The sequence below is a fragment of the Streptomyces sp. NPDC093149 genome (genome assembly GCF_044754145.1).
GTDB lineage: Bacteria > Actinomycetota > Actinomycetes > Streptomycetales > Streptomycetaceae > Streptomyces.
Genome location: NZ_JBIVON010000034.1, coordinates 12,974 through 39,814, shown reverse-complemented (window position 1 = coordinate 39,814; position 26,841 = coordinate 12,974). Strand labels below are relative to the sequence as shown.

Annotated in this window: 20 protein-coding genes, 1 tRNA gene and 5 pseudogenes; 5 read left to right on the top strand and 21 right to left on the bottom strand. The window is 67.3% G+C overall.

The features are described 5' to 3' along the window. The 3 genes and pseudogenes from ACIQCZ_RS39920 to ACIQCZ_RS39910 form a co-directional block, all read right to left on the bottom strand. Positions 1 to 839 (bottom strand): annotated as a pseudogene (locus tag ACIQCZ_RS39920) (hypothetical protein); the annotation flags it as partial. A gap of 297 nt (positions 840 to 1,136) precedes the next feature. Further along, positions 1,137 to 1,210: transfer RNA gene (locus tag ACIQCZ_RS39915), tRNA-Ala, on the bottom strand. Positions 1,211 to 1,281: 71 nt separating this feature from the next. Beyond that, a complete protein-coding gene (locus tag ACIQCZ_RS39910) occupies positions 1,282 to 1,566 on the bottom strand; it encodes a hypothetical protein (RefSeq protein WP_402290760.1) in 285 nt (94 codons plus the stop codon). Between the two features lie 118 nt (positions 1,567 to 1,684). Between ACIQCZ_RS39910 and ACIQCZ_RS39905 the strand changes: the two genes are divergently transcribed. Together ACIQCZ_RS39905 and ACIQCZ_RS39900 are read left to right on the top strand one after the other, a co-directional pair. Further along, entirely contained in the window at positions 1,685 to 2,041 is a 357-nt protein-coding gene (locus ACIQCZ_RS39905) for a hypothetical protein (RefSeq protein ID WP_402290758.1), read from the top strand. Positions 2,042 to 2,147: 106 nt separating this feature from the next. Further along, a complete protein-coding gene (locus tag ACIQCZ_RS39900) occupies positions 2,148 to 4,019 on the top strand; it encodes a hypothetical protein (protein ID WP_402290756.1) in 1,872 nt (623 codons plus the stop codon). Positions 4,020 to 4,333: 314 nt separating this feature from the next. Here the strand turns inward: ACIQCZ_RS39900 and ACIQCZ_RS39895 are convergent, their stop codons facing one another. After that, the gene (locus ACIQCZ_RS39895) at positions 4,334 to 4,630 is read right to left on the bottom strand and encodes a hypothetical protein (protein ID WP_402290754.1); all 297 of its coding nucleotides are present in this window, start codon (positions 4,628 to 4,630) and stop codon (positions 4,334 to 4,336) included. Positions 4,631 to 5,528: 898 nt separating this feature from the next. After that, positions 5,529 to 6,241, bottom strand: a pseudogene (locus tag ACIQCZ_RS39890) (IS5 family transposase); the annotation flags it as partial. A gap of 101 nt (positions 6,242 to 6,342) precedes the next feature. Between ACIQCZ_RS39890 and ACIQCZ_RS39885 the strand changes: the two are divergent. Next, positions 6,343 to 6,774 (top strand): hypothetical protein, encoded by a 432-nt coding sequence (locus tag ACIQCZ_RS39885; RefSeq protein ID WP_402290751.1) that lies wholly within the window; start codon positions 6,343 to 6,345, stop codon positions 6,772 to 6,774. Positions 6,775 to 7,612: 838 nt separating this feature from the next. Here ACIQCZ_RS39885 and ACIQCZ_RS39880 read toward each other — a convergent pair. The 5 genes and pseudogenes from ACIQCZ_RS39880 to ACIQCZ_RS39860 form a co-directional block, all read right to left on the bottom strand. Next, the gene (locus ACIQCZ_RS39880; protein ID WP_402290749.1) at positions 7,613 to 9,961 is read right to left on the bottom strand and encodes a hypothetical protein; all 2,349 of its coding nucleotides are present in this window, start codon (positions 9,959 to 9,961) and stop codon (positions 7,613 to 7,615) included. Between the two features lie 157 nt (positions 9,962 to 10,118). Continuing rightward, the gene (locus tag ACIQCZ_RS39875) at positions 10,119 to 10,847 is read right to left on the bottom strand and encodes a DUF6333 family protein (RefSeq protein WP_402290747.1); all 729 of its coding nucleotides are present in this window, start codon (positions 10,845 to 10,847) and stop codon (positions 10,119 to 10,121) included. Between the two features lie 516 nt (positions 10,848 to 11,363). Continuing rightward, a pseudogene (locus tag ACIQCZ_RS39870) lies at positions 11,364 to 11,715 on the bottom strand (transposase); the annotation flags it as partial. A gap of 312 nt (positions 11,716 to 12,027) precedes the next feature. Then, positions 12,028 to 12,927: an NADP-dependent oxidoreductase gene (locus ACIQCZ_RS39865; RefSeq protein ID WP_402290744.1), complete on the bottom strand. Its 900-nt coding sequence runs from the start codon at positions 12,925 to 12,927 to the stop codon at positions 12,028 to 12,030. Between the two features lie 268 nt (positions 12,928 to 13,195). Beyond that, a pseudogene (locus ACIQCZ_RS39860) lies at positions 13,196 to 13,309 on the bottom strand (IS5/IS1182 family transposase); the annotation flags it as partial. 403 nt (positions 13,310 to 13,712) lie between these two features. Here ACIQCZ_RS39860 and ACIQCZ_RS39855 point away from each other — a divergent pair. Then, positions 13,713 to 13,895 carry a hypothetical protein gene (locus ACIQCZ_RS39855; protein WP_402290741.1) on the top strand — a complete coding sequence of 61 codons (183 nt, stop codon included), beginning with the start codon at positions 13,713 to 13,715 and terminating at the stop codon, positions 13,893 to 13,895. Positions 13,896 to 13,972: 77 nt separating this feature from the next. Continuing rightward, positions 13,973 to 14,530 (top strand): hypothetical protein, encoded by a 558-nt coding sequence (locus tag ACIQCZ_RS39850; protein WP_402290764.1) that lies wholly within the window; start codon positions 13,973 to 13,975, stop codon positions 14,528 to 14,530. A gap of 8 nt (positions 14,531 to 14,538) precedes the next feature. On the opposite strand, the gene ACIQCZ_RS39845 is transcribed toward ACIQCZ_RS39850, so the two are convergent. The 11 genes and pseudogenes from ACIQCZ_RS39845 to ACIQCZ_RS39795 all read right to left on the bottom strand — a co-directional run bounded on the left by ACIQCZ_RS39845 (position 14,539) and on the right by ACIQCZ_RS39795 (position 26,751). After that, a complete protein-coding gene (locus ACIQCZ_RS39845) occupies positions 14,539 to 15,504 on the bottom strand; it encodes a terpene synthase family protein (protein WP_402290738.1) in 966 nt (321 codons plus the stop codon). Then, positions 15,501 to 16,880 carry a cytochrome P450 gene (locus ACIQCZ_RS39840; protein ID WP_402290735.1) on the bottom strand — a complete coding sequence of 460 codons (1,380 nt, stop codon included), beginning with the start codon at positions 16,878 to 16,880 and terminating at the stop codon, positions 15,501 to 15,503. The genes ACIQCZ_RS39845 and ACIQCZ_RS39840 overlap by 4 nt, the downstream gene beginning before the upstream one ends. Further along, on the bottom strand, positions 16,877 to 18,475 hold the full coding sequence (locus ACIQCZ_RS39835) for a prenyltransferase/squalene oxidase repeat-containing protein (protein WP_402290732.1): 1,599 nt from the start codon (positions 18,473 to 18,475) through the stop codon (positions 16,877 to 16,879). The genes ACIQCZ_RS39840 and ACIQCZ_RS39835 overlap by 4 nt, the downstream gene beginning before the upstream one ends. Before the next feature lie 48 nt (positions 18,476 to 18,523). Then, entirely contained in the window at positions 18,524 to 19,603 is a 1,080-nt protein-coding gene (locus tag ACIQCZ_RS39830) for a polyprenyl synthetase family protein (RefSeq protein ID WP_402290762.1), read from the bottom strand. A gap of 164 nt (positions 19,604 to 19,767) precedes the next feature. After that, entirely contained in the window at positions 19,768 to 21,060 is a 1,293-nt protein-coding gene (locus ACIQCZ_RS39825) for a cytochrome P450 (protein WP_402290729.1), read from the bottom strand. Next, the gene (locus tag ACIQCZ_RS39820; RefSeq protein ID WP_376216337.1) at positions 21,057 to 21,677 is read right to left on the bottom strand and encodes an ATP/GTP-binding protein; all 621 of its coding nucleotides are present in this window, start codon (positions 21,675 to 21,677) and stop codon (positions 21,057 to 21,059) included. Before ACIQCZ_RS39820 ends, ACIQCZ_RS39825 begins: the two co-directional genes overlap by 4 nt. Further along, positions 21,649 to 22,032 (bottom strand): DUF742 domain-containing protein, encoded by a 384-nt coding sequence (locus tag ACIQCZ_RS39815; RefSeq protein WP_376216338.1) that lies wholly within the window; start codon positions 22,030 to 22,032, stop codon positions 21,649 to 21,651. Before ACIQCZ_RS39815 ends, ACIQCZ_RS39820 begins: the two co-directional genes overlap by 29 nt. After that, a complete protein-coding gene (locus tag ACIQCZ_RS39810) occupies positions 22,029 to 22,466 on the bottom strand; it encodes a roadblock/LC7 domain-containing protein (RefSeq protein ID WP_376216340.1) in 438 nt (145 codons plus the stop codon). The genes ACIQCZ_RS39815 and ACIQCZ_RS39810 overlap by 4 nt, the downstream gene beginning before the upstream one ends. Positions 22,467 to 22,471: 5 nt before the next feature. Continuing rightward, positions 22,472 to 23,863: an ATP-binding protein gene (locus ACIQCZ_RS39805; protein WP_402290725.1), complete on the bottom strand. Its 1,392-nt coding sequence runs from the start codon at positions 23,861 to 23,863 to the stop codon at positions 22,472 to 22,474. A 1,088-nt stretch (positions 23,864 to 24,951) separates the two neighbouring features. After that, positions 24,952 to 25,860 (bottom strand): annotated as a pseudogene (locus ACIQCZ_RS39800) (transposase); the annotation flags it as partial. Positions 25,861 to 26,121: 261 nt separating this feature from the next. After that, positions 26,122 to 26,751 carry a TetR/AcrR family transcriptional regulator gene (locus ACIQCZ_RS39795; protein ID WP_402290722.1) on the bottom strand — a complete coding sequence of 210 codons (630 nt, stop codon included), beginning with the start codon at positions 26,749 to 26,751 and terminating at the stop codon, positions 26,122 to 26,124. Positions 26,752 to 26,841: the final 90 nt, after the last annotated feature.

The following is a 26,841-nucleotide window of genomic DNA, read 5'->3' as shown; positions in this document are numbered from 1 at the left end:
TGCCCACTACTCCCAGCAACCCACTCGCTGATGACCGCGCGGGGACACCCATCCACCGTCGCCGTCGCCACCGCCACCACGTCGTCAATGTGGTGCATCAGTGGCGCACCGGCCTGCTCGCCCGTGACCATGTCCCACACCGACACAGTCTCGCACCCGCCCACGATTGCAAGGGGCCAACTGTCGATTACGATCGCCGCCACCTTGCCGACGCGATGGGTGTGGGATCCGAGCACCTGCTCGCCCGTGCCCAGGTCCCATACCCGCCCATTGTTTGTGATTGCGAGTGGCCAGCCATCAACGACTGCCGTCGCCAACTCATGCACCGGACCGTCACGGCCGGTCAGGGGCTCGCCGACCAACTGACCCGTGTCCAGGTCCCACACGCGCACCGTCTCGTCGTCGCTGCCGGTGACAGCGACCGGGCGGCTCTTGACCACAGCCGTCGCCACCACGTTCACCTTGCCATCGTGACCAGTCAGAACGTTCTGGAAACGGGACTCTGTCTGGGGCCCAGTGGCCCACTCCACCCCCCACCGAGCGGCGGGCTCGCCCTCCACCGGCACGTCAGTGATCCGCGCCGACAGTACCCGGTCCCCGTACCGGGCGGCGTCCAGCGCCAGCAACTGCCTTCGCACCGTCGCACCGGCATCGCGGTGCAGGGGCGCCGACTCCCGGTACACCGCCGTCGCCAACCGCGCCGCAGGTCCCGAAGCCGCGGTCGCCAACTCCAGCACCTGGTCCGGATTCGCCTTCACGAGGAACTGGGGATCCGTCAACTGCCCATCCACATCAGCAGACCCAGAGCCCACACCATCAATACGCAGATCATCAGACATAACCCACATGCAAGCATGCCTCACCCACACACCAAGCCCGTAAAACCCCCAACCACGCGATTACGTAGCCGACTACGCAGTGCTCAGCGCCGAAACATGAGCAGCCTGCACGAACGCACCCTTGCCAGGCTCATAGGCGGCACCCACCCACGCCAATCCGTGCGACTTCTTACTCTCACTGGTTCGAACCTCGGGCCCCGGGCGCCTGGCGGCACCGATAGAAGCGACTGAGACGAGCAGTTCACGTCCTGATCACCACGACCAGAGCCGCCGTCAGCCGTAACTCACGGGGCGAGATGGGGCCGACCGGATTCGAACCGGCGTCCTCCCACATGCGGTGAAGGCGCGACAACCACTGCGCTACAAGCCCCATCCCGCTCTTGATCATACGAGCCGCCTGCACTCCGCCGCTCTTGAATTGCCGAAGCCGACGACCAATCACTCAGCGTGACAGCACCACAAAAGTTGAGCCAGAACCCGTTCTCATGGACAGAGCCACCCTGCTGCACCCGACGACCATCACCAGGACCACGAGCAGCATCACCGTGACGACGGCCGCCGCACACCCGTGCTGCAGCCCGCCGCACACCACGGCGAGCAGCACGACCAGGAGCAGCGGGAAACCGTCGTGCGAGGAGCACCGATCGCCTGTGCCTGCCGGCGCTTTTCGTGAAGCAAATTCGCTGCAATCTTGGGCACTTCTTTCCGAGGAGCCGGTGGCCTTCATGCGTGGTTCCCTTCACAGAAGGGTGATTTCCTGAAACGCTCCTCGCCGAGGGCAGGTCCCAGTCGAGGCGCCGGTCCACAGCCGGTCAGCGGCCAACGCGGGCATGAGGGGGAGGGCGATGGATCTGCAGATCCGCATCGAGGGTGGGCCGGCCGACGAGTACGTCGCGCTGGCCGACTGGCTGAACGGCAATCGTGATTTCCGCGGCCGGGTCCGCCAGGAGCTTGGCCCGCCCATGGACGGGACGCTGGGCGGGGAATGGGTCGATATGCTCACGGTCGCCGTCGGCTCCGGCGGGCTCGGTGTCGCCCTGACCAACTCGTTGAACAAATGGCTGGAGACCCGGCGCGCCGGCCTCGTCGCCAAGGTGACCGTCACCTCGAAACGCCGCACCGTGAAACTACGTGCCCGTGACGCCAACGCCGAGGCGGTGGAACTGCTCGGCAAGATGCTGCGCGACGCCGATGAGCGGTGAGCCCGTCATCCCGCCCGGCTCACGGGCGGTCTTGATCGGCGTTCCCCGCTACGAGAATGACGCCAGGTACCAGTCGTACACCGCCGTCGGCAACAGCGTCGAGGGCATGTACCAGTTGCTGGTCGAATCGGGTCTGTGCGGTTGGCGCGAGAAACAGGTTGAGAAAATCGTCAATCCCGCCAACGCCGGTCAGCTCATGGGTCGGCTGCGCCAGCTGGCGGCTGAGACCACCGGGGTGCTGCTGCTGTACTTCGTCGGCCACGGCCAGCCCAGCGAGCACACCGGCGAGCTGTGCCTGGCCATCGCCGACACCGACCACGCCAACCCCGACGCCACCGGCCTGGAGTACGCCAAGATCAAGAGGACGCTGCACAGCGGCACACCGGCCGTCACCAGGATCGCGATCCTGGACTGCTGCTACTCCGGGCGGGTCATCGGGCTCGGCGCCGACGACGACGGTACGCAACTAGCGGACCTCAGTGACTGCGCGGGCGTCTACACCCTCACCGCTGCCGACGAGCGCGCCCACGTACCGCCGGACGGCGAGGGTCACCTGCGTACCGCTTTCACCGGCGAGTTGCTGGACCTGCTGACCCGTGACGGCGTCCCCGGCGGCCCGGATGGCTTGGCACTCGGGGCGATCTTCCCGCACCTACGGCACCGGCTGGCGGCCAAAGGGCTGCCTCGTCCCAACCAGCGCAGTGACGACACCGCGGCCGCGTTCGTCTTCGCCTACAACCATGCGACACCACCACCCGGCCGGCCTTCTAGGGAGGCGGACCCGGCGACGAGCGCTAGCACGGTAGGTGGGGCAGTGTCGCGCCAGGACGCTGGCGTCTCGGCTCTCAGCAGCGAGCGGGTTGGCGAGCGCGGGGTCGCCCCACTGACAGGGCGCCGCTCGGCCGGTACCCGAACGCCAACCGGCCCACGTGTCCGTCGACGGATCCTGACCGCTGTGCTGACAGCAGCCGTCGTGCTGATCGCGGCCGCGGGCTGGGTGATGTGGCCCCAGGTGCAGGGCATCCTAGGCGTCGCCCTGCCTGGCCTCACTCCCGCCGGGCAGATGACCGCGCCCACCGGCGTGGACACGGCGGTGTTCAGCCACGACGGCCACACCCTGGCCACAGCGGGTGTCGACGGCACGGTGCTGCTGTGGAACCCCGCCAGCCACCAGCGGGTCGGCCAGCCTATAGGCCCCATCGCCGCCAACTCTCGCCTGGGCATCGCATTCACCGCCGATGACCGCGCCCTGAGAACCGTCAGACGCGATCACGAGGAGTCTGTCACCGCCAAACTATGGGACACCACCAGCGGTCGGCAGACCCGAACGTCCACCGGCATCACTAAAAAGGACGCCGATTACGAGCTGACGACCGACGGTAGCAACGTGGCGCTGGGCCCCGACGGTCGCACCCTGGTGATCGCCCGGTTCTTGGGCAACGTCCCCGGCATCGTCTGGGGTCTCGATAGTGGCCGGAAAACCGTTCTGGAGGCGGACCCTGGTGGAGGTTCTGCGGTCACTTTCAGCCCCGACGGCCGCACTACCGCGTTCGGGAGCGACAGCCACGTTACGGTGGCGGACACGTCCAGCGGACACACGATCGCATCCATTGACCGCAAACTTGGAATGGGCGTCTACATCGAACGCATTGCGCTGAGCCCTGACAACCGGACCCTCGCCGTCGCCCTCGGCGATAACACCGTGCAGTTGTGGGACATCGCCTCCGGCGAGCAGACCGGCTCCACGCTCACCGGCCTCACCAAGTCGGCGATCGCCCTCGTGTTCAGCCCCGACGGCCATGCCCTGGCCGCAGCCGGTGGCGACGGCACGGCGGTGGTGTGGGACACCGCCAGCCAACGACGGTTCGGTGACCCGCTCACCGGCGTCAACGCGATCGCCTTCAGCCCCGACGACCAGACCCTCGTCACTGGGAGCCTCGACCACACCATCCGGCTATGGACCCTGCCACCTAGATAGACCAGCGACACATCGACAGGTGACCACTGACCACAGCGACTGCGCTCCGCGACCCGGCCGCAGCACCTGCCGAACCCGAGACACCGCCCTGCTGCACCCGACGACCACCACCAGGACGACGAGCAGCACCACCGTGACGACGGCCGTCGCCCACCCGTGCTGCAATCCGCTGCACACCACGGTGAGCAGCACGACCAGGAGCAGCGGCACCCCGCCGCCGCAGGCCCTCGCCTCACACCTCACACTCTCACCCGCACCTCGCCCACCTGGGGAAACGGGCTGTGTGCCATACAGGAGCAACCAGGAACGGCGCTCTACAGGACGGTGCCGTGCAGGGCGCGGCGGTCCCCGGACATCGCATAACGGCGGGCGGCGAGGCCGTGTTCGAGGGGCTCGCCGATCTGGTCGCACAGCAGCGCCAGGACGTCGGCGGCCCCGGTGTCGGAGAGGTAGGCCGGCGCGACTTCGAGCATCAGCTCCCCGATCGCGTGGGTGCTGGCGGCGAGGTCGTCGACGACGCGGCGCAGGGCGGCGACGGCCGGGTCCGGCCGGGGATCGGCGGGCGGCGGGGGCAGGGCGGTGCGGATGTCACAAACGGCCTGGCGGACCACGGCGCGCGCCGTGGCCTCATCGAGGGCCTGGAGGCCGCTGCGGGCGAGCGCGGCGAGTCAGCTCCGCGACGTCGCCGCTGCGGCTGGAGACGTCGATCAGGGCGCGCTGGGACAGGCCGTAGTCGAGCGCGGCCGCGGCGGCCGGGTCGCTGTCTCGCGTGCGAGACGCATCGGTGTGGGCGGCGACGGCGCCGTGGATCGCGGCGAGGGAGCGGGCGACGTCCGGGAGCCGGTACGCCTGGGCGTGGCTGATGCCGAACTCCGCCTGGCAGTACGACTCCCAGCTGCTGTGCCTGAGGGGGGAGCCAGACGCGGGCGGCGTGCGTGTCGCGGATCCGGGCGGCGAGCACCGCCACGGAGCGCCGGACGTCGTCCATAGCCTCGTGCAGCCCGGCCGTCATCTCCGGGCCTGGGCCGCGGTGAGCGGCGGCCGCGCCGGTTCGGCACCGTGCTCCTGGTCCTCGGTGTGCTGGCCCACGACTCCATCGTCCTCCTGGCCGGCGGACCCCACCAGGGCATCCGGAAGCGCGGTGCGCGAGCTCCCCTCACAGGCTCACAGCCTCACAGATCACCCCGCCCACCTGGGGAATCGGCCTGTGAGCCTTATAGACCTCACAGCGTGACACCGTGGGGTGCACGGGTCTGTCACGCCGATCCGCGAAGGGGGGCACGGGTCCCGCCCACAATGCTAGTGCCGGGTGGCGGGGATCGAGCGGGAGCCGGCGGAGGTGCGGATACCCAAGACGGCGCTGGACGCCTTCGTCGCGGCGCTGAGTATGTGCACGGTGGCGATGCGGACCTGGCCCGACGGCATCGAGTGGATGTACCCGGTGGGCACGTGGGACGAGGCGCACCTCGAGGTGGCGCTCATGCCCGGCGGCAAGGAGGTGTGGCTGCGGATGCGGGAGCCGGAGGAGTCCGCGTGGTGTCCGTAGTCGCGGACCAGACGCCGGTGCAATATCAGGATCCCGTAGGTCTGCTCGACCCTCCATCGCTTCGGCTGCGGGACGAACCCCTTGTCCTGCGGGTTACGTTCAACAATCTCAACGTCGATGCCCATGCGGGTGCCGTGAACGACGACCTGGTTCTTGAAGCCCTGGTCGACCAGCGCCTTGCGGACGGTGTCGCCGGTGTGTTCCGCGACTTGGTCCAGCAGGGCGATGCCCGCGGCGTTGTCGTGCGTGCCGGCGGCGAGGACGATGACGGCGATGCCCAGGCCCAGAACGTCCACGGCCAGTGCCCGCTCGCGGCCCGGCACCCGTTTCGCCGGGTCTCGGCCGATTGTGGAGGCGGGGACCCCGGCGTCAGCGTGGACACTCTGGGTGTCAAGGACCACCAGGGTCGGGTCCTCTAATAATCGACGGGCCTTCTCACAGACCTGGCAGCGCAGGAGTTCATGGAAGACCTGGTCGGTCCCGTCGTCGCGCCACACGGCGAAGTAGTAGTACGTCGCGCTCTTCGGCGGCAGACGTGCGGGAGGTAGGCCCACTGGCAGCCGGTCCAGCCCTGGTAGAGGATCGCGTTCACGATTTCCCGCATTGCGTAGGCGCCCTGGTGGCCGCTGACCGAACGGTGCCGGTCCTTCCACGCCGTGATCACCGGATCGATCAACGACCACTACTCGTCCGATAAGTCGCTCGGGTACGGCTTACGTTCAAAAGTCCCAGGTCGGCGCGGAGGCGCAGGCGCTGACGCTGGAAGAGGCACAGCGCATGGTTGCCGCCTTCCCGAAGGCATGGGTCAGCCCTGACGACCCGTACTGGCCCGAGTCCGACGATGAGATCCAGCGCGTGATCGCGGCAGGGGGCCCGCGGGTGTCGGTTCTGCTCCCTGTCACGCTCTACCTTGAGAGCCAGCCAGTCGGGTCGACCGAGGAGGCGTTCTTCGGCGTGATCGGTTCCGGGACAGCCTCGATCGACTGGGACTTCTTCAGCTGGCCAGCCGTTCCGGAACTCGGCTTGGAGATCCGGAACAAGGACGCGCATGTCCAGATCGCCATCAACAGCCGGGACGTGTACCGCGACGCGCCCGCCACGGATCACACGGTCTTCATTCACTTCCGGGAAGGTGACGTGGCGCGTGCCGAATGGCTGGCCCAGCAGGTAGGGCTGCAGCCAATCGGGCCGGTGGAGTGCGGCTGGTAGCTGCCGGTGGCGCTCTGGGCCTGGAGGTCGTGTGGGTTCGTTCGGCTACTGCTTTCTGGTGAAGCTGCCGGGGCCGACCTCCGTGATGACGTCGAGCTTGACGAGGCGTTTCAGCTTGGCGGGGGTCTTCTCGATGTTCTTCGCCAGGAGTTCGTGGTCGAGGGCTCCGCAGACATCACGGGCCCGGAGTGGGACAGCGGCCTCATTGAAGACGGCAAGGATGCGGGGGTGGTCCGGGTGCTCGGGCGTCTCCGGCGGGAAGGTCCCTGCCGGGAGGCGGCCAGCGAGCGCTGTGGCGGTTTTGCGGTGATCGCGAGGTGTTGGGTCTCCGCCTCCCGCAGTCGGCCCTGCAGTTCCTCGATCTGCGTGCGAAGGCCGCCGGCCAGGGCCTGGGCGGCGTTCTCCTGGAAGAGACTCCCGCGGCCGCCGGGCCGGCCTCCTGCTCGACGCGCTCCCTCAGTGATCAGCCGGGTGATCCCCCGCATCACGGGCAACGTCAGGTCCGGCGCGAAGACGAAGTCCTCGGTCTCCTCCTCGAGACTGTCCATGCCGGTCCAAGGCCCTGGAGCACGGAGAAAGACTGCCCCCGCACCCTGGGCACGGGTGCGGGGGCGCGTGTGTGCGAGGACGCCGTCAGACTGGCTAAGGGCTGTCCCGTAACCCCCGGCGGGCGCGCGACGACAGCTACGGCACCTCGCTGCGTTGTCGGAACATCCGCATACATCCAGTATGCGGACGTCTCTCCGCCTTGCGATGCACCGCATCCGACGCCGCGCGCTGCTCCACCACGGACTACGGGACAGCCGTTGGTGGCGCGATGGGGCAAACGTTGCCGGGACTAGCTGCCTGCGGCCCTGCGCCGTCGCATCCACCACGTCAGCGCGCCGCCCGTGACTGCGAGCGCCGCAGCCACAGCGGCGATCACGCCGATGGGGGTGCTGTTGCCGGTGTCGGCGAGGTTGCCGTCGGGGTCCTTCGCCGGCGGAGTCGTCTTGTCGCCGCCGTGCGTTGACGGGTCGGGTGCCGGGGTCGACGGGGTGTCGGTCGGCTTCGGGCCGTCCGAACCCGTCGGGGTCGGCGTCGGCCTCGGGTCCTCCGGGCTGGTGGGCTGGTCGGCGGTGGACCCGCCGAGGTAGGCGGTCTGACTGTCCTGGTAGGTCACCTCGGCCCGTACGGATGTCTTGGTGGTCTTGTCCAAGCCGCGATGCTGCGTGTTGAACTGGGTGCGGGTGATGTTCTTCTTCGGCGCCTTGGAGAAGTCGACCCCGCCCATGGAAAGGATCCATACCTTGCCGTCGTAGACGCGCTCGAACTTGTAGTCGCCGTTCTTGAACGAGTCGACGTACTTGTCGTAGACGGTTTTCTTGTCCCAGTCCTTGTTCTCGGCCCTGAGTGGCCACCGCTTGACGTCGTTGCTGTTGATGATCTTACGGAAGTCGGTGGGGCTGACCGCGTCCTGGCGCCGGATGTACTCGGCAGCCACCCTCGAAGAGTAGACGCGGCGCAGATCGGCGTAGGACTTGTCGTCGTTGACGCGGCGCTCGAGCTCCGGCTGGATCGTCGTGAGGATCAGGGTCTCTGCCTGTTTGGTCTGTGCGTCGGTGAGCTTGCAGGCGTTGGGCGGCACATCGGGACCGGTCGGGACCTCCATGTTGACCTTGAGCGGGGCGTCCAGGATGTAGATGCCGCCGTCCTGCTCCCGGATCTTCGCAGGCTTAGGTGTGATCCACTGGCGGATGATGGGCAGGCACGGCATGCCTTCCGGGGTGCGGGGGGCCGCCTGCCAGAAGCGTTCCCCGCGCTCGTACTTGTCGGGGTTCATCGCGTCCGCGTAGTCGTGCTTGAGGGTCAGGTCGGCCTCCAGCAGGACGCGCCCGGCGTCGGTCTTGGCGAACTCCTTGTCCATGATCACGTCGGGGCGGATCGGGTTGAGGTTGACCCAGAACTTGTCCGGGGTCAGGGCGAGCCAGGTGAAGAAGGCGTCAGAGGCGAGCTGGAGCTTGGCGTCACCGCCGTATCCGGGGTTCTCGTCCGGATCCTTGACGTAGTCGGCCCTCATCGAATAATCGAGACCCTTGCCCTTGACGGGGGTACCGACGTAGTTGATCTCCAAGGTGGAGAAGTCGATGCCGCCCGGCCCGCGGCCGAAGTAGCCGCCGCGGTTGTTCTGGTTGTACATCGCCTGAATCCGGCGCGCTTCCTCGACCGTCTTCCCCGACCGCAGGGCCTGGTCGATGAGAGGTCCCCGGCCGCCCTTGAGCGGATCGGGGTTGAACCGCTTGTCGTAATTGGTGAAGACGTTCGGCTTCTGGGTGCGCTCGATGGCGTTCGACCGGCGCTCGTTGACCCCGGCCTGGGTGCGGTTGGTACCCCGGTCCTGCTTGAGGTCGTCGTCGAACTGCTTGATCTTGTTCTTTGTCGAATCCTCGGTCTTGGCGCCGGTCAGGTACCGGAACGTCGACTTCGGCCTTTCCTTGGCGATCTGCCGGTCGGCTATGAGCTGGTCGTTCTCGATCTTGCCGTTGGACTTCATCTCAACCTTGCGCTCGGTGCGCCGGTTGTGTGCGTCCACGACGCGGGTGCGCTTCTCGCCGGTCTCAGGGTCGGTGTACTCGATCGGGTCCTGGCACCACCAGTCGGGACCGATCATGTTGTACTTCTTGACCATGCGGGCCTCGAACGCTTCACCCCGGGGCGGGTTGCCGTGGTTTCCGATGTAGCGCACATCGAGGTAGCGCTTGAAGTCCTGGTAGCCCTTGGGGTTGTTGTACTGGTTGTTGTAGCGGGCGTAGATCTCCATGACCTTGTCCGCCGGGTTCTTCGTCCTGTTGTACTTGCGTTGCCACTTGCGGTAGTTCTTCCCCGCAGCCGCGCGCTGGGCCTCGGTCGGCGGCAGCACCCCGTCATACGCCTTGGCGGGGTTGTCGTAGGTGTAGTTCTCGTCGTTCGGCCACGCGTCGTACGGAAGGCTGTCCGGCGGCCCGGAGTTGGCCGGGGTGGAAGGGAACTTGTTCTTGAGGAACTTCTCGTCGCACCGCACCGGCTTGACGTTGGGCGCCTTCGCGGCCTCCGCCCGGTCGAGATCGGGCAGGCCGGTAAGGGTCACGGCTGCCGCGGCGGTGAAGGCGAGCGCAAGGCGCGCCCACGCGCGCCGGCGGCGCGCAGGTCGATGTTTCTGGTTGCTCACTGGCTTCTCCCCCTGAGAACACGGCGCCGTGGGTTGCGAGGTCAACTGCTCTGGTTGCGCCGCCTGTTGTCCACACTAGGGGGGAAGCCGGTCGAGGACTTCGGAGTTAGGAGGGCATGTCCGCGCCAACTCGCGGTTCTTTTGCGGATCGTTACGGTCAGAACTCGTCGAACTCGCCGATCCAGGTGTCTTCCAGGTCTCCGGTGGTCTCTCGGGTGTGCCGGACGCGGAACACGGACAATGTGCGGCCGTTGCGAAGGAGTGGGGTGACGCGCTGGAGGGCGAGCCGCGTAAGACCTTCCCAGGAGAAGGACCCGGGGTCGGCGTCGAGGTCGATGCCCCGTCGTTCAAGGGCACCCGAGGCGATACCGAACGCGCCGATGACGTCTTGCGGGGTGCCTTCGCGGTCCCAGTCCTCTTCTCCGCTCCATCCTGCGGCGAACAGGCGTGTCCCGTCCGGGTGGTAGATCACGTGGGTGCCGTAGGCCACGTTGTGGTCGATCCTCGCCGAGCCGATGATGACTGCTCCGGGGAAGCGCTCGGCCAGCTCGTCCGCCTGTTCCGCGAGAGGGAGGGTCCCCCCGGTGGACACCAGGGCGGGATCATTGATCTCGCTCACCGTTCCCCAGCATCCGACGCCGACCAGGTCGAGGTCCGCGCGAGTGGCGAAGGGAAGCCGCTCGGTCGCCTCGACCCGGTCAACTTCCTCCACCACCGTGTCGATGGTGCCGAGAGCAGCGGCGAACTCCCTTGCCCGTGCCGGGTCATGAGCGGGCAGCACCCCTCCATCGGTGAGGAAGGGCCGCTCGACAAGGGTCAGCCTGAACTCTCCGTGCTGCGTGACGCCCTGCTCCGGCGGGCACTCCCAGAAGTCGTTGTCCGTCATCGGATTACCTCCGTGGCTGTCAGGAAGGCTCACGGCGCGAGCCGTGAGAATCCCCTCCCCCGAGACGGGGAGAGCGTCAAGGGCGCCACGATAGCGAGGGTCCTCGACAGACATCGAGGCGGGGAGTGCGGGACGATCCGGCGACCTCCCTTGGCGCCACGCGCCTCGGCGTACTCGTCGGCGACCTCCGCACCGTCGGCTCGGGCACACCGCGGGTGTACGCGTCTGCCTCGGCACATCTCCCGATGAGCCCCGCGTCGGCCCAGTGCCCCGCCCTCATTCGCCGCGGCGACCGGCCCGCTGTCGGTTCATGAACAGCAGTTGATTCCCGGCCTGCTGGGCCGGCTCGAGCCGGGAATGCTGCTGATGGGCCTTGACCCCGGAACTTGAACACGTCTATGCGGCTCGGGTCAGGGTAGTTGATGTGGAGTGGAAGGTGTTCTCGTAAGCGATCGGGGATCGCTGGGGGGGCGGCGTCGCGGGGCTGCGACCTGCGGGAAATGCGCGAGCTGGGGTCCTGCCCGCCGAGCGGGAGGTCTTCTTCCGGTTAGCAGCCTGGTCGACCTTCTCCGGGATGACGGCCTTGATGCCGCGTCTGCGCAGGTGGGCTCGGTTGCCGCGGGACGAATAGGCCTTGTCGCCCGCGACGGCGTCGGGCCGGGTACGCCGGGTACGGGGGCGGCCAACGGGCCCGTGAACCCGGATCTTCTTCAGGACGGGGATGAGCTGCGGGCTGTCGGCAGCCTGGCCGACGGTCAGGACGAACGCCACCGGGCGACACTTACGGTCGGCGGCGAGGTGAACCTTGCTGGTCTGCCCGCCTCGCGAACGCCCGAGAGGGGGCGGCCTTGAGTCGGAGCTTTCGTCGGCACCGGACGTGAGACACCCGGGTATCCCCTGCTCAGCTCGCTCATCCGGAGGCTCCTGGCTGTCATCTGGCGCGCGTCACCACGGCATCGCCGGGCCGGGCCGCTGGACCCCGGTACGGACGATCCGGCCCCGACCGGGCCGTCCAGGGCGGGAACGGATGTCCCGTCTCAAGGAAGTTTGACCAGCGCTGACGGTAAGGCTGGACGCAGCCCAGTACCTCCTCGGTCACCCACCCTCGGCCTGACGACTTCTCAATCGCGCCTGGCGGGCGCCGTGGCCCAGCATCGGGATCGGGCGCTGCCCGGTCGCGTCATGCCCGGGTGAGCACGATCTTCTTACCGCCGGCCCGTCCGGTAACCACCCGGGCGAACGCAGCCGGTCCCTCACTCAGCGGCAGGAGTTCCGGTGCGAGTTTCAAGGTTCCCGCGGCGACCTGCTCCGCCAGCTGGACAAGCTGCGCAGCGTTGGGCTCGACGTAGAGGTCCCAACTCGTGATACCTCGTTCCTCCGGAGGCGCGTCCGAGGTCAGGGAGCACAGTCGGCCGCCGTCCCGCACCAAAGGCAGGGCGGCGTCCGCCGTGCTGGTGGCGATGATGAGGGCGGCGTCGAACCCGCCGCGTACCTTGGCCGACCAGTTCGGGTCGTGGTAGTCGACGACCTCCATCGCCCCCAGACCCAGCAGTCGCTCTGCGGCGGCAGCAGACGCGGTGGCGGTCACCTCGATGCCCTTGGCCGCGGCGAGCTGGATGGCCAGGGCTCCGGTGGCCCCGCCTCCGTTGGTGATCAGGAGCCGCTGTCCTCGGCTGAGGTCCAGCTTCTCCAGGGCCTGCAACGCGGTGAGTCCGTTGACCGGCAGCGCCGCCGCGTGCACGGCGTCTAGCCCGGGTGGACACGCTGCCGCGTGATCCGCGTTGATCAGAACTCGTTCGGCCCAGAAGCCGCTTCCCCCGGGCAGCGGGGCCTCGTGTGCGAGCACCCGGTCGCCTGCGGCGAACTCGCTGACACCCGCTCCCACGGCCAGCACCTTGCCCGCGCCCTCCACTCCCAGCGCCGCTGGGGGGCGCAGCCCCACGTCCCAGCCGGCGCCGTTTAGCAGTTCGTCCCACGGGCCGACCCCGGCCGCCTCAACCGCCACCAGGATCTGACCGGGCCCGGGAGATGACGGTTCGGGCAACTCCAGCAGGGCGACTTCCTTCTTGGTCCCGGACACTCCGCACGCCTTCACAGCAGATCTTTGTCCTCTCACTCAGTCGGGCCGACCAGGACGTACAGGCCGGAAACCCAAAGCAGGCACCAGTGTCAACCTCGAGATCCCCCACAGAGGTCGCTCGCGGTCTCAGCCACATTGGTGTCGAACCTATGCAGCCAGTGACCCGGAAATGTGACCCATTTGAAGAGTGACAAACTGGGCCAATCGCGGGATAGATCTGTACCTGGACCTTGGGTCGGGTCGGGGCGTATGTCATCGTGCTCGAGCAGCGAAAGTGCCGCTCACGCTGCGGCAGCAGCGGCTCCAAGCGGTCCCACAGCTCATCCGGCACGATCCACAGCGACGTCCCCACACCGAACCGAACGCTCAACTCACGCCTCAGACGCGGCGAACCCGACGCCGGTGCATGGGAAGCACCCAGCCACGGGTATCCGCCGCTACGCCCGAGGCAGCGAAGAACAACACCAGCAGAACAGCTGGTACAGCGAGATAGCGGCTCGTGATCCCTCGCCTACGCGCCGACCCCACACCGACGTCGCCGTGATCATGACAATTGCCGCACCTCGCATCTATACCCTTCCATAGCCCACGGCCCTCCTGACCGGCCGGACAGTCCCCACCCCACCCACCAAACCCGCCAGCAGGCGCCAGAAAGGCGTTGTCACGTTGGCGGGGCGTGAGTGCCTGTTGGCGCGTCAGGGTGCAGTGGGCCCGGGGGCCCGGCTTGGTTCAGGCCGCGGTGAGCAGGGTGGCGGTGTGGTGATCCGGCCCCAGATCGCGAAGCGTTGATCATTTCGGTGCCGCTGCTGGACACCGTCGCCAACCTGGCAGAAACCGTTGTCACCAGCGACGCGATGCACACCCAGCGCGAGCACGCCGACTACCTCCTCCGCCGGGGCGCCCACTACATCGTGATCGTCAAGGGCAATCGGAAGAAGCTGCGCCAGCAGCTGAAGTCCTTTCCCTAGTAGGACATCCCGCTTCAGGGACGCACCTGGGCATCGGCCACGGCTGCTCGGAGACCCGCCGGATCAAGGTCGCTACCGTGAACAGCCTCCCCTTCCCCGGGGCCCGCCAGGCTGTCCAGATCAAACGCCGGCGCGCCGACCGCAAGACCGGCAAGACCACCGTCAAGACGGTCTACGCCGTCACCAGCCTGACCGCCGAGCAGGCCACCACGGCCCAGCTCGCCGAACTCGTCCGCGACCACTGGAAGACCGAGGCCCTGCACCATATCCGCGACACCACCTTCGACGAGGACGCCTCACAGCTGCGGACAGGCAACGCGCCCCGCGCGATGGCCACCTGGCGCAACCTCGCCATCGAAGCCCCCCGGACGGTCGGAGTGGAGAATGTTGCGGCGGGCCTCCGCCGCAACGCCCGCTACCCTTGCCGCGCCCTCGCACTCCTCGGCCTCGGTGATCACGAACCGGACGTCATGCGACTACGCCGAAGTCCTGCCCCCGCACCAGGTTTCTCTTCGGGGTCCGACGTTGGCAGGGCGAGCACCGGATCACGGGTCCGGACGTCTGTGACGCCGTGGACTGGGCGCACTCACGGAATTGTCCTCGCTATCGATATCGCACGGCTTCTCGACGTATAGAGACGTGGCTAACGCTTGTAGCGGGCGTGCCCTATGTGCCACACGTAGGAGGCTGCGATGCCATCCATGGTGCGAGCGTGATCCGCGAGCGAGCCCTTGCTGTTGATGGCGAGCTCGGTGATCCGAAGGCGTGCGGTGGAGGCTTGGTCTTCACACATGCGGGAGGCCAGGCGGAACGCCCCTTCGAGGTCGCACTCACGGTGTCGGATCAGCAGTGTTGGCAGGCTCAGAGGAGTCGGGCCACCGCGACTTGTCTCCTTCGCGTACGAGGCAAGGTCGTTGATCCACCCGGCAAGGTTGGCAACGGCTTCCTCAAGTTCCCGCACTGCTGCCGAGGCTCGCTGGTCGTCGGTAAGTTCGTACCTGAGCGCGATTTCTGCGGTCGCCATAACGGTCCGGACGAAGACTGTGTGTGGGCGCATCGCGCAATAATTGCTCAGGGTGACCTGGTCGGGCCTGCCGAGGTGATGAGCTTCCCAGAGGATGCCGAAGAGGTTGTCTCTCAGGTGTGTGGTGAGCCGTAGGTACTGCGTGGGCGTGGCCCGTTCTTGGAGCCGGCCGAGGATGTCTCGTAGGGCGGCGGTGTAGGCACTGTCCTCGTCCTTCGGCTCGTCGTATCCGTTGAGGAGGTGGACGCATTGACTGATGTGGTGGACCAGGCGGGTGGTGTCGCGGGCTCCTTCGGCCTCGCCGTGTGTGTCGTCGAAGGCGGTGAGCCACAGGAAGAGATCAGCGCAGAGGAAGATGCCGTCCCGGTCGGCGGTTGGAAGGAGGCGAGCTACCCCCTGGGCCGTGATGTTGCAGAGGGTCTTTTGCTCGCTCGGTGAGCGGAGCAGAGGGAAGGTGCGGAGCCAGTCGGCGGTCTGCTGCTCGATGGCATTGGCATGAGGGCTGGTTACGAACGGGCCGGGGAAGGAACCTCCGAGGTCCGGCATGGGCAGGGTACGCGCGTCCGAGCTGCGGGTGTGGCTCATACGGCTGTCCCCGCGACGGCCCGCTGCCTGGTTTCGGCGACCATACGAGGGTCCGACGGGTGCACGGTGAGCAACCCGACCGGTTCCACGATGGCGCCGGGAACGGGCCGCAGCCGCCATCGGGAGGCGATGAACGCCGTGATGACGATCGACTCCGTCCAGGCGAACGCGTCGCCGATGCACATGCGCTTTCCCGCCCCGAAGGGGATGAAGGCTCCTCTCGGCGGCTGGGGGCGCTCCGGCAGCCAGCGGTCGGGGTCGAAGCGCAGCGGATCGGGGTACAGGGCCGGGTCCCGGTGCAGTGCGTAGGGGCTCCACAGCACCTGCTCCCCCGCAGGCAGACCGACCTGCCCAAGGCGCACGGGCCTGGTGGCCTGTCGGGTCACCAGCCAGCCGGCGTGGTGCAGGCGCAGGGTCTCACTGACCAGTCGCCGGGTGAAGGCGAGTTGAGGGACGTGCTCGGCGGTGATCGGGCCCTCTCCGACCACGGAATCGACCTCCTCATGCAGCCTGCGCTCCAGCTCGGGGTCGCGGCCCAGCTCGTGGAACAGCCAGGCCAGCATGACTCCGGTCGTCTCGGACCCCGCGGCCAGCAACCCGATGATCTCCGACAGGATCTCGTTGTCGGGCAGTGGCGCACCGGTTTCGTCCCGGGCCTCCAGGAGCAGCGTCACGAGGTCGTCGTGGGCGCCGGGGTTCGCCCGGCGCTCCGCGATGATGTCCGCCACCTCGCTGCGCAGCAGGATGCGGGCGGACTTGAGCCGCCGGTTGCTGCGGGTGGGCAGCCGTTCCAGCGAGGACACGGGAACCATGGTGCGCCAGATGGCGGCCGTGAAGACCGTGTCGACGGCGTCGAGGATCGCGCGCGCCCGCTCCTGCTCCGCGCGGAAGGAGCACAGCACCGACATGGCCACGTCCTGGGCCATGAGCCCCATTTCGGTCTTCAGGTCGAGCAGTTCCCCCTCACGCCAGCCTCCGATGGACGGCTCCACCGTTTCCCGCATGGTGGTGACGTACCCGCTGATCTGCTCACGGTGGAAGGCGGGCTGGAGCAGACGGCGCCGACGCAGGTGGGGCCCGCTTTCCGCGACCGGCAGGGCCGACTGGCCGAAGAGCTTCAGCTTCTCGCCCAGCAACCCCTTGGAGAAGGAGCTCGACTTGCTGGTGAGCATCTCGTGGATCAGCTCGTGCGAGTTGACCACGGTCACCTTCTTGGGACCGACCGACATACGGACGATCGGCCCGTAGGTGCGCAGGCGTTCGACGAACTCCAGGCGGTCTCTGAGCAGCGGTGCAACGTGTCCGATGATCGGCAGCCGCCCCGGAGCGGTCGGCGGAACGTCCACGTCGGCAGTCACATCTATGTCGGGAGTCACGCGTCCGTCCTTTCCACATCTGCCGTTGTACATGCGGCTGGGCGACGTGTCCGCAGCAACTCCCGCGCGGCGAGCACCTCCGCTTCGATCACTGCGGTGGGCGCATACAGGGTTTTGTCGTGCCAAAGTGCGGGGTGCTGGAGCCCGGAGTCCGAGGCGGCGCGCAGATACGTTTCGGCAAGGTCAAGTGCCCGGGTGAGCTGCGGCTGCGGTGTGAGGTTGTCGGCACTCAGCAGCACTTTGACGGCGTATGCGGTCTCTTCGACGGTGCTGCCCCACACGCCCCAGGAGCCGTCGGCGCGCTGAGTGTCGGTGGCCCACGCGGCGGCCTTCCGGACGGCCCTGGTCGCGTGATGACCGCCGTGCCGTGCGAGCGCGGTGACGGTGCGCGCGGTCGCGTAGTAGGGGGAGGCATGCCACTTGTCGATCCAGTTCCCTTCGGGTTGCTGCTGGTCGGTCAGCCATTCGCACAGCTTCGCCGCTCGCGGTCCGTACGTGTGCTCTGCCGTCGGGCAGCGCCGCAGGTGGCTCACGAGGGCCTGGAGGGCGTGGGCGTTCGCGGTGATCGATCCGGTGTCCTCGCCGATGTAGCAGTCGTAGTGGCTGCCGTTGTGGAACAGGTCCAGCGGTGCCGGGTCGTACGGCAGGCCGACGAGTGAGGCGACCAGCACCGCCATGGCGGTGTCGTCGGCATCGGTCATGAGGCCGGGCGCACCGCGCACGCCTTGAGGATCGTAGATCTCCTCGGCCCACCCGCGGACAGTGGGAAGAGCGTCAGCGGGCAGATGGGCGCGAGCCAGCGCGGCGGCGACCCATAGCCGTTCGACCACGCAGAGGGGCGCGGCCTCGGGGAACAGGCCGCCGTAGCGCTGCGCCACTGCAGTGAGTTCGTCGACGGCCTGAGCAGTAGCGGCAGGTGACTGCGTTGCCCGTGCTGCGGTGGCGGCCGGCGAGCTGCCCAACAGACCTTCGACGTCAGGGACGAGAGACGACGGTATGTGGCTGTCCATGCCTTCGAACGTGTGGTGAAACTTGACGGGCAGGCTGCCCGCCGACTCGTACCGCCTGGCCACGGAAGCGGGTGTCGCCGCGTGGAAGCCGCCTGGAACCGGCAGCCGGGGGCCACCGAAACCGGGCATGTCCCCGCCGGTCACCAGGGAGTCCAGCTTCCCGTTGATCTTGGCGACCAGGCTGGGTACGAGTATTTCCGCTGCAGCCGTGTCCGGCCACGGGCCCGCAGATGGCAGTGATCGCAGTACGTCGAGGCCTCTGTCAACCGCGGCCGTGAGCCGGCCGGTGACCTCTGCGGACGGGGTTCCCCTTCGCAGGACAGCCAGTGCGGCCTCCACCCCGCTGAGTGTCGGCAGAAGCCGGTAGGGCAGCGGCCCCTCCCCCCAACTTCCGTCGGGCGCCTGCTGTTCCAGCAGGTACCTGATCCGCCGTGGCTCCTCGGGCAGCCACGGCGCCGCCGAGAGGACGCGGGCTGTCTCGTACAGGGAGGGACGGACGCTTCCCCATCTGTCTTGGTTGACCCTGGCCACCAGGTCGGTGGCTCGTTCGGCGTAGGATGTGCCGACGGGCGTGCTGATGCTCATGGGGCGACTTCCTCCTCGGGGTTCCGGTCGGCGGAGTGCGGCGATGCCTTATGTCTGCCTGGCCGTTGCGTCCAGGGCGAGTCTGCGCAGGGCGGCTGTGGCACTTCCGGGGAAGGGAGCGTTGTCCAGGGCGGCGAGGGCGGCGACCCGTCGTGTGGTGATCATTTCCTCCACGGTCTGCCGGGCGCCGGTGGAGTTCAGGATCGTGCGGATCGCAGCTGCGTGTTCCTCGTCGAGGTCGCTTCGGCCGACGAGCTCGCGCAGTGTTTTCAGTTCGGCTGTGGAAGCTCGCTGGACCGCGAGCGCCATCAAGACGGTACCCTTGCCCTCGCGCAGGTCGTCCAGTACTGGTTTGCCTGTTTTGACAGGATCACCGAAGACCCCGAGCAGGTCGTCCCGCAGCTGAAACGCTTCCCCCAGTGGTATGCCGAAGCCGGTGCAAGCATCGAGTACGGGCGGGGCCGCTCCGGCTACTGCCGCCCCTATGTGCAGGGGCCGCTCTATGGTGTATTTAGCCGTTTTGTATCGAATGACGTGCAGCGCGGTATCCACGTCGCCGGCAAGGCGGCCGGTGGTCTGCAAGTCCAGGAGCTGGCCGTACATGACCTCGCTCCGCATTTCGGCCACCAGGGGCAGCACCTGGGCCAGCCGCTCCGGGCTGAGGTCTGCTGTTCGGAGAAGTTCATCGGACCACACCAGGGCCAGATCGCCGAGAAGGACGGCCGCGCCCACACCGTGCGCCTCGGCCCGGCTGCCCGGGCCGCCGCTGTCGGTATACGCGGTGGCCAGTGCACGGTGGGCGGACGGCCGGCCGCGGCGGATATCACTGTCGTCCATCACGTCGTCGTGTACCAGGGCGAACACCTGGAAGAGTTCGAGGCTGGCGGCAGCGCGAACGGCAGCAGTCATGTCACCTGTTGCTCCGGCAGCTTGCCATCCGTACAGGCACAGCAGGGACCGAAGTCGTTTTCCGCCGGTCAGGAGTCCGCGTAGGGCAGTGGTCAGGTAGAGCAGTTCGATTCCTGGCGCGGCACGTTCCTTGGTGTCCAGGAATCCGGTCAGAGCCGCGCCCACCTTCTGTCGTAGGGAAGAGAGGTCGGGCAGGACAGTGGGAAGGGTTTGTGTCACCGGCGGTTGATCCTCTTTCGTTCGAGAACCGTCGTCGCGGTTCCGTTCTTGCAGAGGACGGGCCAACGGACCCGCGTCCCCTCCTCAGGGCTTTGGCGGTGGTGCCGACCGGTTCCCGGGCGACACCACCGCGACGTGACGGTCGACGGCAGGTGATAAGGCTTCTACGCCTCAGTGCTGCCTGACGTCGGGGAGAATGGCGTGTCCCGCTCGGGGCGGGAAGGGCTCCGGCTCCAGGGAGTGGCCCCGTTGGCGTCGGGGGTCAGCGGGGTGAATCGCGCCGGGAGCGCAGTGAGCGTCCGGTGGACAGCCCCAGGGCGGTAGGTCAGCTTGTCGGCGGGAATGTCCAGTTCGATGTCCGGCAGGTAGGTCAGGAGCCTCTCGATGGCGGCGGTGGCGATCAGCGTGGCGACGTCACGGGCCGGACATGTATGGGGCCCTGCAGCGAAGGCCAGATGGGCCTTGCTCCCGGAGCGGTAGCCGTCCGCCGGCATGCCCGAGTGAGGACAGGTGTTGGCGGCGGCGTACGACACCATGACGGGCGAGCCTGCGCTGATGCGAGCACCGTGGAAGGTCACGTCCTTCTTGGGGAAGTGGACGCTGTAGTTGGCCAGCGGCGCGTCGTGCCACAGCGCGTCGTCGATGGCGTGCTGGATGGGCAGGCTCCCGGTGGTCAGGGTGCCGAAATATCGGTCGTCGCTGAGCATGCGGACGAGCGTGTTGGCGATGAGGTTGCACAGTGGCTCGTTCCCAGCCCCGAGGGTGATGAGGATCTGGTTGACGGCCTCTTCCTGGCTCAGTCCATTGGGGTGATCGATGAACCAGGAGGTCAAGTCGTGGCCGCGCTGCTCCGCCTTCGTCCTGTACAGAGTGTCGAGGTAGGCGCCGAACGACTGCCCGCCCGCTGCCTGTGTTTCCGGATCGCTGTCCATCATCGCCTCGAGCGCCCACACGAGCCGTGGGCCCTCCTCGTCCGGCATGCCGAACAGAGCATTGAAGACCATCAGCGGCAGCTGCTGCGCGTACTGGCGGACGAGGTCGACGCTCCCGGTATCAGCGAATTCCTGAAGCAGCGTGTCGGCGTACCGGAATGTCAGGACACGCACATCGTTCGGGTCCAGGAGACCGAAGCTGTCCGTGATCACACGTCGCAGGTGCGCGTGTGTCTCGCCGTCGGCGAAGAACAGACTTGGCCGCCACTCCACCAGGGGCCGGATCGGGCTGTCCTCCGGCACCTGAGGCAGCCAGCTCCGGGTGTCCTTGGTCCATGTATCGGTGTCCTGGAGGAGGTCAAGGGCGGCCCTGTAGTCGGTGATCAGGTTGACCACGAGACCGGGGGCCACCTCGGCTACGCCGACCGGCCCCTGCATGCGCAGCAGTTCATAGCTGCGCTGCGGGTTGGCGGCATGTTCGGCCCCGTGCAGGGACACGGGTGTTTCGGCTGGTGTGAGCGTCACGAGGCTTTGACTCCGGCACGGGTTATGGAATGTTCGGTCAGTTTGACCAGGGCGTTGAGGCCGCTGTTCTTCTCTCGTGCGTCACAGGTGACCAGTGGTGTCTCTGGGGCGAGGTCGAGCTTCGAACGGATGAGCGACAGGTCGTATTTGGGTGAGTCGGGGAAAACATTGACAGCGACGGCGTACGGCAAACCGCGCTCCTCAATGAGTTCCATCACTTCCCAGGAGTCTTTGAGCCGCCGGGTGTCGACCAGGACGAGGGCACCGAGCGCTCCGAAGGCGATGCCTTCCCACAGAGGAAGGAAGCGGCGCTGCCCGGGGGTTCCGTACAGGTACAGAACGATCTTGTCGCCCGGCAGGGTCAGGCGGCCGAAGTCGATGGCGACCGTGGTGGTGGTTTTGTCACGCAGGACATCGTGGCTGAGGTCGTCGGTAGCGACGGCGGCGTTCGTCATGACCTCGTCGGTGTGCAGGGTCGGAATCTGCGACAGCGACTTGACTACGGTCGTCTTGCCGATGCCGAGCGGGCCGGCAACGAGGATCTTGATCCTTCGGTGTTCTCCCTCAGGCAGGTAGACGGGGGGCGAGCTAGGCGGCAAGGAGAGCGTGGAGTCCACTCAGAACCTCTTCCAAGACTTCTTTCGACGGCCGGCCATCGTTCGACGCGCGCAGAGCGTCCGGTATGGGAACGGTGGCCTTTAACTGCCCGTCAGTTACGAGTTGTTCGGCAAGTACCAGGGTCACGCTGACCGGGAGGCCGAGATAGCCGGCTAGTTCGACGACGCTGAGAGATCCGTCGGTGACGAGCTCGACCACGCGCTGGTGCACCGCCGTGTGGAACCTGGCGAGGGGCAAGCCGCTGGCGCGCAGGGCAGCCAGCGAATCGAGGGTGCCCGAGAGGCCGGTGCCGGGACTGGTTCCGGTGGCCAGGTAGGCCGGAAGCAGACGTCGCTGTTCCTGACCGCGACTCATGACGCTGCGTCACTGGCGCGGGCGGGAACGGACATTATCTGTTCCCCGAGTTTCATGGCCTGGCGGGCCATGGTGGCCGCGACCACCCCCATGGGCATGTCCTGATCGCCCGCCGCCGCGATCAGGGTGTTGGTTCCTTCGCCGACCGGCATGACCATGTAGATACCCTGATCATTGTGTGAGGTGACGGTCTTGAGTGGAGTGCTTGGGGGTACTCCCAGAACGGCGTTGGTGGCGGCGCGGGAAGCGGAGTGCAACGCGGCAGTCATCGCACCGATGCCGTCCGCCTCGTCCTTGGTGAGGTTCTCGGAGGTGGCCTGGACCATCCCGTCGAGCGTCATGGTCAGGGCGTGCCGGACACCAGGGATCTCAGTGATGGGCTTCAGAACCCAGGCGGACGAACCGGTCACATCGTGGTTTTCAGGCGTGATCACAGTGCTTACTCCGAATCGGTGACGGGCCGGCCGTTGGTGAGACCACTTTGGAAATCGCTCCAGAGGGCGCCAGTGTCTTCCGGGTCCAAGGGGCGGGGCGCCACGGCGGCTTTGTCATTGGTGGCAGTCGCTGAGAAACGGCGGCGGCGCTGCGGCAGCTCCGCTGCCCCGTTCGGCGCGGACGGGGATGCTGGCGAATCGGGAGCTGCGGGCCGCCTGTGGGCCTGAGGTGCCGCGGCAGGTTGGGGCGCCAGGACCGACGGAGGTGTGGCGTCTTCGTCCATCGACGTCAGCAAGTTCTCGGGAACTGACACCACAGCGCGCACCCCGCCATAGGGAGAGGAATTGTCGATGGAGACGCGGAGGCCGTAGTCGGCGACGAGTCGGCCGATGGCGGCGAAGCCCATAGAGGGCGGGTCACCGAGCTCAAGGAGCATCACCTCTTGCTGTTCACCCGATATCAGACCTCGGCCGCGAGCGAGCGCCTCTGACGTCATACCCTTGCCGGCGTCGTCGATCGTGATGCACACACTGCCGTTGCCGGTCTGGACCAAGGTGACGTCCACCATGAAGTCGTCACGGGAGTGCTCCAGCGCGTTGGCCATCAGCTCGGCGCAGACCACAGCAACAGGCTCGGCTGCACGCCCGACCACTCCGATGCGGGAAAGGCTGTGCCGAGAAACGATGTTGACGCGTTCGAAGCCGCGCAGTCGCGAGGAGGCGCCGCTGACGACCTCACCCACGTAGGTGTCCTTGCGGACGTGACCCGGCCAGCCTCCGCACACGATGGCGGACCTTTGCGTGAGGCGCAGGTTCTGCTCATTGAGGTGGTCGGATTCAAGCAGGCTCTGCGTCAGACGGGGCGGCGCGCTGAACTCGTGCTGAAGGCCCACGATATTCGTCTGCAGCCGGTAGGAAAGAGCCTGAGACTCCTGAGTCGCACCGCGCAGGGCAGCCCGAGCAGCGGCGTCGATGCGGCGCCGTTCCTTGAGGACGATGCCAGAGACAGCTTCGGGCAGAGCGTCGAGGAGCTGTCCGGCCTCGGACCCCACGAGGTTCTTGTGCAGCAGTCCGGGGACTGGGTGATGAGAGCTGATCAGGTGCAGTGCGAGAGCGGGGAGCCGCTGGGAGACCATGTGACGTACTTCGTCGAGAAGCTCCGCCTCGCGGGTACTGGCTTCGTGCGTGCGGGACTCTGCGGTCTGCCTGTTCTGCGCCTCGGTTCGGGCGCGGCCCTCGGCAGCCTGCGCACGGGAACTGGCGGCCTGTGCCTCCGCGGACAACTCCTTGCCCCGTCGTATGAGTTTGCGGCGCGAGCGTGCCAGGAGCAGCGCCCAGACTGCTAGGAGAAGGGACAAGACGCCGAGGGCAAGGGCGATTTTTGAGGACAAGGTCACGGAGAGTGGTCCTAGATTTCGGGGTCGAGCCTTCGAAGAACGGCGCAGCGATTCGCTCCCCTCAAAGGGGGGTGAGCACGGTCTCCGGAGAACTGGCGGGCAGGAGTAATGTGTGGCAATTCGTGAACAGCCCGTGGACCGTTCGTGCAGGGCGAAGCGGTGGCACCGCAGACAAACGACTGCGTGACTGAGACGAGCCCGGTGAATCGCCCGAGCCGGCCAAGGCTCTATCGGCGTGATCCCCCACGAGGTGCATCGGTCGTCCCGCCCGCCTCGCGTGCAACTCCCGGCCTCGGAAACAGTCGCAGGGCGGAGCCCGGTGAACGTGAACGAACAGGTTCATCAGAGCTCCGATGAGGACGGCGAACGCAGGTTCCATCTGGGCCTTCCCGCCATCCCACGCAGTCGACTCGCGGCCTTGCCACTTCCTAACGCGCGTTCAGCTTACTGGAGTTGATCTGTGTACGCAGCGTTGACGGGCCCCACAATCACGAACCAGGTGATCTTTGTATGCCGAGTTCTCGCCGCTCACACGGCGCGGGCGATGGCACCCTCCGGCAGCATGCCCGGATGCAGACTGTGGACAGCTCCGACGTCGCCGAGCCGACGTGACCCGCGCTCCGCCGTGCTCACCGCTGCTGACCCCACCCTCACCACCACCACCGCTGACCCCACCATCTGGCTGCGCACCGATCGACTCGACCAGCGCGGCCTCGGTACATCGCAGCCTCACACACCGACCAGGTGAGCAGATCACGAGGCATCGGCTGCAGGGTTTGCGTTCGCTCGTGGCCTGGGGGCGGCGTCAGGCGTACCAGGTATCCGCAGGGGGCGGCAGTGGTGACACCCTCAAGCAATTCCCTTGGCGCTGGTGGGCCGACTGCGTTCTTGTTCTAGGCTGCGAAGATGACGAAGGCGGCCGACCCCACTGGCCTCCCCGTTTCGGTCGGGGCGACTGAGCTGGGCTGACTGTGGTGGGCCGTGGCTCTCGGTGGCTCGTCGGTGGGTGGGCATGGCTGGGGCCCGATGCTTGGGCCGGGTGCTCCAGGGTTCCTCGGGTCGTGGGTGGTCAAGGACCGCGCCGGTGTTCAGGTGGCTGGTCTCGGCAGGGCAGCGAGACAGGCGAATGCGTTCGCCAACTCGTGCCGCCAGGGCCAGGTGGCAGCGATCCGTAGGTGGAGGCGGCCTCCACGGGTGATGCGGGCGGCTGCGTGTAGCAGCCGGTAACGGAGCTTCTTCGGCTCGGCGGTGGCCAACTCTCCATGCAGGAGCAGGGTCTGGGTCCAGGCGATCAAATCGGCAGCGGTCAGGGACAGCTCCAGCCAGGCGGTGTTGAGCGCGAAGTGGCGGGAGGGGAAGCGGCCGAAGCCGGTGGTCCTGCCGCAGCGAATGCGGTCCTCGACACGGGCGTGTGCGCGGTGGCGAACCTCCAGATGTCGCAGGGAGCCCTCGCCGGCCGGGGTGTCGGTGAGGAAGACCTGATGGCGCATGCCCTCGTCCAGGTCGAACAAGGACAGCTGGGCGCCGGGGTGCGGGCGTTCGCGCCGGACGATGATCCGGGTGCCGTCTGGGTGGTCGGCAAGGTCGACCATGCCGGTCGGCTCTGCCACTTCGGCGCCGGTCCGCAAGGTGCCGTCCTGCTCGAGCGCGGGTGGCCAGAGGTGGTCAGGCAGGGTGCGGATCGCGCGGCGAACCGGTTCAGTGACGGCGTATCCGACGGAGAAGGAGGTGTGGATATCCCGCTCGCGCGGCGCTCGGACGTGGGTGAGGAATGCCTTTGCTCCTCCGGTACTGTCGGCGCGGATGAGGATGTCGGTGCCGTGGCGGTGGGCGTCGGGGATCTGGGCCAGGGCCGCGTCCAGGACTGTGATGTGGTCGGTGGCGGTGTTGGCACCGGCGTTGCCCGGCCGCAGCACTGCGGCCAGGGCTTCACCGGTGTTGTCCAGGAAGCACAGCAGCAGGTGGTAGCCGAAGCCGCGTTTGTAGGTGGCTGCCGCCCCCGATTACTGTCCAACAGGGATCCCCACCATCCGACCGTTCTGGCGCAGGCCAGCCTGAAGAGCTACTCCACCTCATACTGGTGGTCCGCCGCATTCTTCATCGGTGGACTGGTTACCTGCGCCCTGCTCTACCGCCGAGGCAAGGCGGAAAGAGACCCCGGCGCTGGGCCTGTCGTTCATATGTGACAAACCAGAAGAAGATCGCCACTCCCCCGCACGCTGGCCAAAATCGCTCCCTGCACCGCTCGGCGAGCGGGGTCAACCACCCGCTGACAGCGGCGGTTTCCCGGCTCCCGCAAGAGACGCCGTCGCGGCCATCAGGTGCTCCATGGAGCGCTCCATGTCCGCCCCGGGGCGACCGCCCCGGACCAGGAGCTCCAGCGAGAGCCCGTCGAACCCGGCAAGAATGAAGCGGGCGAGCTCTGCCGCGGGCACTGCGGGAACTTGACCAGCCCGCTCCGCGGCCTCCGCGACGATCACCGCCGCCGCGTCCTGAATGTCCCGGTGGAATCGGTCGGCTACATCACGGAGCTCCGGGCTCCGGAGCGCGAAGATGACGAGCTCATACATCAGGAGATGGCGCTCCGGCTGCTCACAGAGCTGACGCCACAACGCGTCCCCCACGGCGCGGAACGCCTCTTCGAGCGTCGCCGAGCTGCGGCTCGCCTCGGCGCGCACCCTGGCGACCATGCCCTCGGCGAGGCTCTCCAGCACTGCCCGGTACAGGTCTGCCTTCGCGCCGAAGGTGTAGTGCACGGTTGCCTGCGCGACCCCGAGCTCCGAGGCGATGGCCCGCGTACTCCCTGCGGCAACGCCCTCGCGCCCCATGAGATCAATGGCCGCCGCGATGAGCTGGGGACGGCGGTCGGCGGCGCTGACATGAGACATGTGGCCGATTGTAGCAACACAGTCAAACGTTCAAGTCAAGTGACTTTGTCACTCGACAAAGTCACTTGTACAGTGATCCGCTAATGGCAT

What these genes read in the sequence shown, in the direction of transcription:
- ACIQCZ_RS39910 (WP_402290760.1), bottom strand. Translation starts at nt 1,566, where the DNA reads ATGAAGGCCACCGGCTCCTCGGAAAGAAGTGCCCAAGATTGCAGCGAA.
- ACIQCZ_RS39905 (WP_402290758.1), top strand. Translation starts at nt 1,685, where the DNA reads ATGGATCTGCAGATCCGCATCGAGGGTGGGCCGGCCGACGAGTACGTC.
- ACIQCZ_RS39900 (WP_402290756.1), top strand. Translation starts at nt 2,148, where the DNA reads ATGTACCAGTTGCTGGTCGAATCGGGTCTGTGCGGTTGGCGCGAGAAA.
- ACIQCZ_RS39885 (WP_402290751.1), top strand. Translation starts at nt 6,343, where the DNA reads ATGGTTGCCGCCTTCCCGAAGGCATGGGTCAGCCCTGACGACCCGTAC.
- ACIQCZ_RS39875 (WP_402290747.1), bottom strand. Translation starts at nt 10,847, where the DNA reads ATGACGGACAACGACTTCTGGGAGTGCCCGCCGGAGCAGGGCGTCACG.
- ACIQCZ_RS39845 (WP_402290738.1), bottom strand. Translation starts at nt 15,504, where the DNA reads ATGAGCCACACCCGCAGCTCGGACGCGCGTACCCTGCCCATGCCGGAC.
- ACIQCZ_RS39835 (WP_402290732.1), bottom strand. Translation starts at nt 18,475, where the DNA reads ATGAGCATCAGCACGCCCGTCGGCACATCCTACGCCGAACGAGCCACC.
- ACIQCZ_RS39815 (WP_376216338.1), bottom strand. Translation starts at nt 22,032, where the DNA reads ATGAGTCGCGGTCAGGAACAGCGACGTCTGCTTCCGGCCTACCTGGCC.
- ACIQCZ_RS39795 (WP_402290722.1), bottom strand. Translation starts at nt 26,751, where the DNA reads ATGTCTCATGTCAGCGCCGCCGACCGCCGTCCCCAGCTCATCGCGGCG.